Below are 8891 nucleotides of genomic sequence, written 5' to 3'. Positions count from 1 at the left end.
CCTGTACCCTGGGTCCCCAGGTCGGTGGTGACGCGGTTGCGACCGCCGTGCTTGCTCCGGTACATGAGGGCGTCGGCGCGCCCGACCAGCGCCTCGGGCGTATCGCCGGGGACCGCGAGGGTGGCGCCGATGGAGACCGTGAGGTGAAGGTCCCCCGAGGCAATCGGCAGGCGCGAGCTCTCCACGAGCAGCCGCAGGCGCTCGGCGATTTCCTCCAGCTCGGCTCCGGTGACGTTGACCAGGAGCACGAGAAACTCCTCGCCCCCCCAGCGCCCCACCACGTCGAAGGAGCGGGCGCCCGACGCCAGGGTCCGCGCCACCAGGGCCAGGGTCCGGTCTCCCGCGGCGTGGCCGAAGGCGTCGTTGAGCTCCTTGAAACGGTCCACGTCGGCAAAGAGGACCCCGAGCGGCCATCCGTACCGCTCCAGCTCCCCCAGCCTGGCCGCGAGCAGGATTTCCATGTAGCGCCGATTGGCGGCGCCGGTGAGGTGGTCCAGGAGGGCGAGCTTTTCGAGCTCCTCGGCCCGCCATTGGGCCTCGGCCTGGGCGGAGACGTCGGAGAAGACCTCGGCCGCCCCGATGATGCGGCCCTGCCCGTCGCGGATGGGGGATGCCCGCACCAGCACCGGCACCCGGTGGCCCCCCCGGTGGCGCAGGAAGACGCGCGCTTCCCGGAGGCGGCCGTCCCGGCAGGTGGCCTCCAGGGGGCAGCCTTCCCGGCAGAGCTGCACGCCGGACTCGTCCACGTGCACCAGCAGGTTGTCCGCGCACCGGGAACCGATCACCTCCTCTGCCCGGTACCCCGTGATGCGCTCGGCGCCGCGGTTCCAGTACGTAATGCGGCGCTCCAGGTCCACGAAGTAGACCCCGTCGAAGAGGTTTTCGACCAGGTCCCGGCAAAAGCCCTCCGCGGGCAGCGGCGCGGCCTCGGTGCCGCTCACAGGGGCCAGAACCGGTTGTCGTTCCACGCCGCCTCCGTCACCATCCGGGGCTCCTTTCCCTTTCCGTGTGCGTTGGCCAGAACCGATCGGGCGGGCCCGTCACCGGGTCTGGGGTGCAGGCCCACGGCCCTGCGCGGCGGCCTCGCCCTCCAGGCTGCGCCGCAAGAGCAGGGCCACGCAGTTGCGGATGTTGGCTTCGGTGTACATGCGAAACTCGCCGGTGTAGATCTCTTGGAAGAGCTCCTCGGCGAAGGCCTCGAGGCGGTGGCGGTTGACCCGCACCCGGGCCGCCAGGCGGTGGGTGGCTGCCCGGGCATCCCCAAAGGCCTCCCGCGCCTCCTCCCCGGCCAGCGGCCCCAGGTGGGCCGGGCACAGGATTTGGGGCACCAGGGCTTCCAGCCGGTCGAGGGTGGCCAGGTGCTCGGCCAGGGAGGTGAAGTAGACGGGAAGGAAGCCCCGCCCCGGGAAGCGAAACCCCAGGGCGTCGGAGACGGCCAGGGCCCCGGCCTCCGGCAGGTGCACGGCGAGCTGCCCGGGGGCGTGGCCGCCCACCGCGAGGAAGCGCAGGGTGAGCCCCCCCAGGTCCAGAGCTTCCCCGTCGGCCACGGTCCGGCACCCCTCCAGGGAGGGTGCCGCGTCCAGGGGCAGCCGCCCCGGGGAGAGCCCCGCGCGCCGGTAGAACTCCCACAGGTGCCGATCCTCGGCCACGGCGGCCGCGGCGGCGCGGGGATGGGCCAGAAACGCTGCGGCCCCGAGGCCCGCCAGGACCTCCGCGGCGGGAAACCGCTCCCGGAGCCCCGGCAGGCCCGTCACGTGGTCCGCGTGGGGATGGGGCACCACGATCGCGCCCGGCTTCGCTCCGAGGGCGGCGAGTTGTTGCAGTACCGCGTCCACCCCGGCCGAGATGCCCGCCTCGATGAGAGCGGACCGGCGGCCTCCCCGCGCCAGGTAGACGTTCGTATAGGGGTCGCCGAGCACCCAGAGGCCCGGGGCTAGTTCGCGCGGAAAGGCGTCCATCGGGGAGGCTCCCGTGTCGGAGAAGAGGGGGCGAGGGTACCGGTTTGCGGCCCGAGTGTCAGCTCTCCCCGAGCTCCTTTTCCCGCACGTGGTGGACGACCTGCTCCTGGCTGTCCCGCAGCGCGGGGCTCAGGGAGACGGGAAAGGGCTCCGGACCCTCCAGGGCCTTGTGGGCCTCGGGAAGCCGGGAGAGCTCGGCGAGCAGCCGCTCCCGGGCCACGCCCAGGGGCTCCGGGGGCCCGGTGCGCGTTCCTCCTGCCAGGACCGGGCGCAGGAGCGGCTCGCCCGGCAGGGTCTCGCCGCGCAGGGCCAGCGTGTCCCCCGCGAGGCGGCCCTCCCGGACCTCGCGGAAGATCTGCTTCTCCCCGGCCAGGGTCACCTTTCCCGCGCTGAGCTTGAGCACCGGGCGGCCGTCGTACTGGACGAGCTTGTAGGCGATGTCGTTGTACGGCGCGTCGGCGGAGACCCCCATCTTGGTGCCCACCCCGAAGGCGTCGATCTCGGCCCCCCCGGCCAGGGCCCGGGCAATCTTGAATTCGTCGAAGCCGCCGCTGGCGAAGATCGTGGCGTCGCCGAGCCCTTCCTCCCGCAGCACCTGCCGGACCTGCCGGCTCAGGGCGGCCATGTCTCCGCTGTCGAGCCGCACCCCGCGCAGCCGCTCGCCTCGTGCCTTCATCTCGCGGCCCACGGCCGCCGCCTTGCGGGCGCCGGCCACGGTGTCGTAGGTGTCGACGAGGAGCACGGTGTTTTGGGGAAAGGTTTCCGCAAAGGCCCGGAAGGCCTCGGTCTCGTCCTCGAAGCTCGTCACGAAGGAATGGGCCATGGTGCCCGCCACCGGGATGCCGTAACGCTTGCCGGCCAGCACGTTGCTCGTGCCCCAGAACCCGGCCAGGTAGCTCGCCCGCGCCACCCGGAGCCCCGCATCCGGGCCGTGGGTGCGCCGCAGGGAGAAGTCCACGAGGCTGCGCCCCCGGGCCGCGTGGACGCACCGGGCCGCCTTGGTGGCGATGGCGGTCTGGAGGTTCACGGCGTTGAGCACGAAGGTCTCCACGAGCTGCGCCTCGATGATGGGCGCCGTGACCTCCAGGATGGGCTCGTCCCGAAAGAAGACCCGCCCCTCCCCCAGGGCCACCACGTCGCCGGTGAAGCGCACCCCCTCCAGGTAGCCCAGAAAGTCCCGGGAGAAAAGCCCCAGCCCTTCCAGATAGGCGAGGTCCGAAGGGGAGAAGCCAAAGGACTCCAGGTAGGCGAGCACGTCCTCCAGCCCCGCGCTCACCAGGAACCCCCGGTTCGGAGGATACTCCCGGATGAAGAGGCTGAAGGTGGCCGGCGCGAACATCCCCCTTCGGTGGTAGGCCGCCGCCATGGTGAGCTCATAGAGGTCGGTCAGCAGGGCCAGGTCGTTTCGCGCCTCCATGGATCTTCCTCCTCCCGGGTCACAGGCGCTCCGAGAGTAGCCGAATCCCGGGCCCGTGCAACCAGGGGACTTTGTGCGGGCCCGGAGCGGATGGTAAGGTGCGCGCCCGAGGAAACTTCATGGAAGGGAGGGCTTCGATGCTCATCAAGCGGGTACGCCCGAAAGACGTCCTGCTGGGACGGCTCCAGCGGGGAGACGACCTCCTGGAGGCCCTGACGGCCCTGGTGCGGCAGGAGGGGGTCCGCCTGGGGCGCCTCGAGGCCCTGGGGGCCGTGGAGAAGGCGCGGGTGGGGTATTACGATCAGGAGGCCTACGAGTATCGCTACCTGGACTTCGACCAGGACATGGAAATTCTCGCCCTGGTCGGCAACGTCTCCCTGCGGGACGGCCAGCCCATGGTCCACGCCCACCTCACCCTGGGCGACGCCCAGGGCCGGGCCTTCGGCGGGCACCTGGTCCCCGGCACCCGGGTCTTCGCCTGCGAGCTCGCCATCGAGGTCCTGGAGGGCGCGGAGCTCCACCGGGGCCACGACGAGGCGACGCGGCTGCCCCTGTGGACCGAATGAAGAGGCGGTTCTTGGGGCCACGCGAAACGGCACCGCGGGCTCCAGACCACCCGGGGGCGCGGGGCGGATTGCCTGGGTGCTCCCGCCCCCACCCGGGGAACCGCCGCCGACCCGCAGAGGAACGGAGAGCCTGTGAAGGAATCGTCGCGAGCAGACCGGAGTGCGAGGCGCGCGTGAGCGAACGACGAGACATATCGTGTAGATAGGCGAGGAGTGAGCGAGTGCGCAACGAAGCACTCCGGTCGCGTAGCAGATTGTTTCACAGGCTCTGAGAGGAGCGCAGGAAGATCGAGGCGTGCTGGATCCCTCCGCTCGTCCCCCGACTCCAGCCGTCCCATCATGCGCGTCGGCCCGTGGCAGCCCTTCACGGTCCCATGTCCTACCTCCGAAGCGGTATTCCCGGCTGATACACCGTCCACCGGGGCGAGGGCGCCGAGATCCTCGAGTGCCCGTCCAGCATTTTCGCAGCACTACGGCGCTCCCCCCGTCTGGCGGGGTGTATGTTCCGCTCATACGTTTCGACGCGTTCTCCCCCCACCCCTCGTACTCTTTTTCTCAAGTTCCCCGGGCGCAGGGAATCCGGACCCGCGTTGGCATGCCACGTGCAGAAGGACGGTGAGCCACTGCCAGGGAGTCCGTCGCACCCTGACCACCACAAACCCTGGAATGCGGGGCGAGATCTGGGGCAGCCCATGGGGGAGGAGCGCACGTGACACGGGTCGCGATCCACTTTGGCAACTACAACACCGCGGTGATCGTCGAGGATGCCGCGTGGAAAGGGTGCGGGCCGCTCCAGGGCATCGCGCGCGTCACCCAGCCTGCGCCCGAGGCTTGGTTCGTGCCGTCTCTCATCCATCTGGGGGATACCGTGGAGATCGGCGACCAGGTGCTGCGGTCGGGAAACTATCATGCGGAAGGCACGTTTCAGGACCTCAAAGACCACGTGATGCACCCGGCCGACGTTCCGCGCATCGTGGGAGGGCGACGCATCTCCCACAAGCAGGCGGCGTCAGAGTACCTGAGACTCCTGGTGGAACATCTGGGCGGCCATCTGGAGGGCGACTTCGATCTGGCCTTGATCTGCCCGTCCAGCAAAGGGAACGCGTGTGCCGACTGGCTCCGCTCGGTCCCCTGCGCGGGCGCTCGCTCGGCGACTCCGGTCGACGAGGACATGGCCCTGGCTGTGGGCCACGGCATAAACCTTTTCGAAGAGGACCTGCTCCTGGTCGTCGACTACGGCTTTTCCTCGATCCGCGCACGGCTCGTGCAGTTCTACCCGCTTGGAGCCCAATCGGACACGTCGCCGGTCGTGAGGGCCTCGGCCCGTGTGCCCGTTGGGATGGCGGACTTGAAGCTGGCGGCCCTGTGGCAGCGGCATCAGGCCGCATCCGACGTCCCGGCGGCCGCCCTGGACGGCAGAAACCTCGTGTTGCACGACACCAGCCTGGATGGGCTCGACCTCGACACATGTCGGCCGATGCTCGGCGGGCTCGATGCAACCGACTACGTTCGCGTGGTCCTGGACCGCATGCGCGAGCAGGCCCGACTCGTGAATTTGCAGCTCGAAGATGCCCAACGTGTCCTGCTGACCGGCGGCGGCAGCTCCCTGTCTCCGGTGCGACGGATGATGGAGGAGTGGTTCGGCGAGAAGGTCCTCTGGGATCCGGCAGGGCTGGCCGCGTGCCGAGGAGGACTGGCCGTTTTCGCCGATCGACACCGAGACGACATGGTGCGCTCCGCGTACTCGGTGCGCATGCGAGATCCCGTGAGCGGAGAGTACATCTACCCGGTCGTAGTGGACCGCTTCACCCGGTTTCCGACGCGCAGGCCCACGGCCTGCTACGTCGTGAACACCTACTACGATGGCCAGACTGCCGTAAACCTCGAGGTGTTCAAGACCAGCACGGTCAACGGCAAAGGCACCTTGTGGGAGGTGGTCTTCGGCGAGAACAAGCAGGTCAGCATCGTGGGGGTTCAGAAAGAGCCGGAGCCCGAGCCCGCAATGGACGGCCCCCTCGTGATACCCGTCGACCCCCCGGGACGCTGGGGCGAGCGGCGTCTGCACCTTGAGTTCAACGTCGACAATCGAAAGCGGCTGCGCGTGTCGGTGCACGACCTACGGGAACAGAGAACCATCGTAGAGAGTCTGGATCTGATCGACCTCACCTGACCCGAAGCCCCGCGGAACTCCGGGATCGCACAGGGAAACACCATGTCCCCGCGTGGGCCAGAAGAAAGGACGAACCATGCGAGGCACCCGAAGCAAGACGACGACCGCGGCACTGCTGCTCCTCGGCCACGCCCCTGCGTGGGCGGCGGCACCGGGCGCCCCCGGGTCCTACACCGCCGCTGCCGGCTTGTGGCAACTCTCCTTCGTCGCCCTCGGAGCGTTCGTCGTCCTGTGCGTCGCCATCCCTTCCTGCCTGCAGCTACGAAAGACGATTCGCCAGCTCGAAGCCTCCCGGCAGGAACAACCGGCGTGTTCGGGCAGTCCCGACTGATCCACGGGGACCCGGCAGTTCCCTGCGCGGTGCAGCCTCCCCAGACCCGCGCCGTTCTCTGGGATCAGTCCTCGAGGAAGAACTGCACGGTGGTGACCACGCGGACCTTCTTCACCTCCGGGGAGAAGGAGTCTCGGTCCTCCACGCTGAACAGTCCCTGCTGGGCGTTGCGGATCCCGCCCACGCGGCTGCCCGAGTCCCGGGCGAATTGCTCGGCCGCGCGCCGGGCATCTTGGGTGGCCTCAGCGATCATGGGAGGTTTGATGGACTCGAGGTCGGTGAAGAGGTACTGGGTGTTGTACTCGTAGCTGCGAATCAGCGCCACCCCCCGGCCCACCAGCTCGCCCGAGCGCGCCAGGGTCTCCCGCACCGCGCCGATCTTAGAGGTCCGCACCGTCACGACCGCCTCGGCAACATACCGGGGCCCCGGCCGCTCGGGGCTGATCATCCCCTGGGCCTCCCGGTCCGTGATGCGCGGCGCCCCGGCCGAGATCTCCTCGGGGCCGAAGGCGGGCCCGAGGAACGCCCGGATCTTCGCCGTGCCCTCGTCCACCTGCCGCTGGAGCGTGCCGAGGTCGTTGGCCGTGACGGAGAAGACGATGGGCCACAGCGCCAGGTTCGCGGGGACCTCCCGCTCCGCGAACCCCTTCACCGACACGTACCGATCGCTCTTGCGGGCGCGGTAGAGCCCGTCCCCGACGAACCAGCCGGCCAGGGCCACGGCCGCGGCAAGGGCGAGCGCAGCGGCGGCGGTCGCGAGAGCACTCCGATCCCCCATGGTCTTTCCTCCTCCCGAGGTTTCCCACCCACGTCGGCCGGCTCCACCGTACCAGCCGGGGCAGGCCGCGTCGACCCGCGGATGCGTGGGGGGATGCGGGACCAGGGTCTTCCGCCGTGCCGCGGCGCGGCGCTGTGCTCCAAAGCCCTGGCCCGTCTTCCAGCGGTCAGTAGCCGATGCCGCCCACCACGGAGCGAACCGCCGTCGGGTTCGGCACCACGGTCGTCGGCCGCATCATCTCGTTATCCTCGTGGTCGATGATGTGGCAGTGCCACACGTAGTTGTACAGGCCACCCCCACCCGGGTCGAAGGGGTAGGAGAGCGCTTCCGGCGCCGCGGCGGCCGGGGCGTCGGTCGGCGCGTAGCGTACCGCGAGCCGGGTCACCTCTCCGGGCAACGCGATCACCGTGTCCTTCCAGCCGGCCTCGTTCGGGAGCGGAGGCCGGATGGCGCCCTGCAGGTAAGGCGCGATGTTCGGATTGCCGCCGAGCTTCCCGCCGGAGAGCGGGTTCGCCGCGGGATCGTAGGCCAGCGGGGGTCCGTAGCCGGGACAGAAGGCGCCTGCGGCGCAGGCCATGCCCATGGTCACGTCCCAGCCGCCGCCGGGAAACGCTGCCGCGTAGGCCTTGGTGTACTTGTTGACGTTGTAGTTTTGCCGGTTGAGGATCTGGAACTGGGCCAGGTGCAGGTGGATGGGGTGGGCGTCGGCCGTGAGGTTGACGATCTCCCACACCTCGGTCTCCCCCTCGTTCGGGAGCTCCGAGAGGTAGTTGTACCCCAACCCGTCGGGCACGAAGCCGGGGATGGGCTGCTTGATGTATTGGCCGGCGGCATCGACGCCGACGAACCTCTCGCCGCTCCACTTGGTGTTGTTGACCAGGATCTCGAGGGGGCCGCCGGGGTAGGCCGTGAGGAGGCCCGTGACCGGGTCGACGACGGTCATCGGCATGGCCATGACCTCGTTCAGGGTCAAGAGGCGGGTGCGTTGGGCCGCGACGGCCAGAGCTCCGGTGGCGGGGTTCACGAGCCGCTGGATCGCCTGGGCGCCGGTGCGCAGGGGCACGCCGCTCGCCGGGTTGTACGTGGCGTCCGCCACCGTCCCCGCGGCGACCCGCAGCTGCAAGATCCTCCCAAGCGTGCTCCCCTGGGGCGGCGCGCCCTTGGGATAGGGCGTCCGGCCGGTGTTGCGGATGATGAGGTTCGTGCCCCCGAAGCCCGCGAAGTCAACGATCACCTCGTAGCGCTCGCCGGGCTGCATGACGAGCCGCTGCCCGAGCGCCGGATCGATCTTGACCGGCGCGTCGAGGTACCCGCCGTCGGTGGCGATCACCCACAGGGGCGGCCCGATGGCGCCGGTTGCCTGGTTCAGCAGCGACATCTCGTAGGTGCGGGCGTTCGAGCCGTTCAGAAAGAGAAAGCGGTAGCGCCTGGCCTGCACGTTCAGGTAGGGCCACGCCTTGCCGTTCACCACGATCGTGTCCCCCACGAACTCGGGCGACCAGTAGGGGTGCTCCGGGTTGGGCGCCCACAGGATCCCCCCCGCCCCGTCCGCCTGGAAGAAGAGCTGGCCGGCCGTGTCGAACGCCCGGTCCTGGATCACCAGGGGGACGGTGGGCTCGAAGACCCCGGCGTTGTCCAACCCGTACGCGGCCAACCCGGCGGGCAGGGCGA

Annotated in this window: 8 protein-coding genes; 3 read left to right on the top strand and 5 right to left on the bottom strand. The window is 69.8% G+C overall.

The features are described from left to right. The 3 genes from AB1578_17505 to AB1578_17495 form a co-directional block, all read right to left on the bottom strand. A partial coding sequence (locus AB1578_17505) for a sensor domain-containing diguanylate cyclase (GenBank protein ID MEW6489692.1) occupies positions 1–968 on the bottom strand: 968 nt, incomplete at its 3' end. Between the two features lie 72 nt (positions 969–1040). After that, a complete protein-coding gene (locus AB1578_17500; GenBank protein MEW6489691.1) occupies positions 1041–1958 on the bottom strand; it encodes an MBL fold metallo-hydrolase in 918 nt (305 codons plus the stop codon). Between the two features lie 58 nt (positions 1959–2016). Further along, positions 2017–3375, bottom strand: a complete 1359-nt coding sequence (locus AB1578_17495) for a nicotinate phosphoribosyltransferase (protein MEW6489690.1) — start codon at positions 3373–3375, stop codon at positions 2017–2019. 137 nt (positions 3376–3512) lie between these two features. On the opposite strand from AB1578_17495, the gene AB1578_17490 reads away from it, so the two are divergent. From AB1578_17490 to AB1578_17480, 3 genes are all read left to right on the top strand, one after another. Beyond that, complete coding sequence (locus AB1578_17490; protein ID MEW6489689.1) at positions 3513–3941, top strand: PPC domain-containing DNA-binding protein; 429 nt, start codon at positions 3513–3515, stop codon at positions 3939–3941. A 709-nt stretch (positions 3942–4650) separates the two neighbouring features. Then, positions 4651–6111, top strand: a complete 1461-nt coding sequence (locus tag AB1578_17485; GenBank protein MEW6489688.1) for a hypothetical protein — start codon at positions 4651–4653, stop codon at positions 6109–6111. Positions 6112–6187: 76 nt separating this feature from the next. After that, on the top strand, positions 6188–6442 hold the full coding sequence (locus tag AB1578_17480) for a hypothetical protein (protein ID MEW6489687.1): 255 nt from the start codon (positions 6188–6190) through the stop codon (positions 6440–6442). A 64-nt stretch (positions 6443–6506) separates the two neighbouring features. Here the strand turns inward: AB1578_17480 and AB1578_17475 are convergent, their stop codons facing one another. Both AB1578_17475 and AB1578_17470 read right to left on the bottom strand, forming a co-directional pair. Beyond that, positions 6507–7220, bottom strand: coding sequence for an SIMPL domain-containing protein (locus AB1578_17475; protein ID MEW6489686.1), 714 nt, complete (start codon positions 7218–7220; stop codon positions 6507–6509). 166 nt (positions 7221–7386) lie between these two features. After that, on the bottom strand, positions 7387–8891 hold a 1505-nt coding region (locus tag AB1578_17470; protein ID MEW6489685.1), incomplete at its 5' end, for a multicopper oxidase domain-containing protein.

Source organism: Thermodesulfobacteriota bacterium, from assembly GCA_040756475.1.
In the GTDB taxonomy this organism is placed as follows: Bacteria; Desulfobacterota; Deferrisomatia; order Deferrisomatales; family JACRMM01; genus JBFLZB01.
Note: the sequence above shows the minus strand (reverse complement) of the source record. Positions and strands in the feature narration are given on the sequence as shown.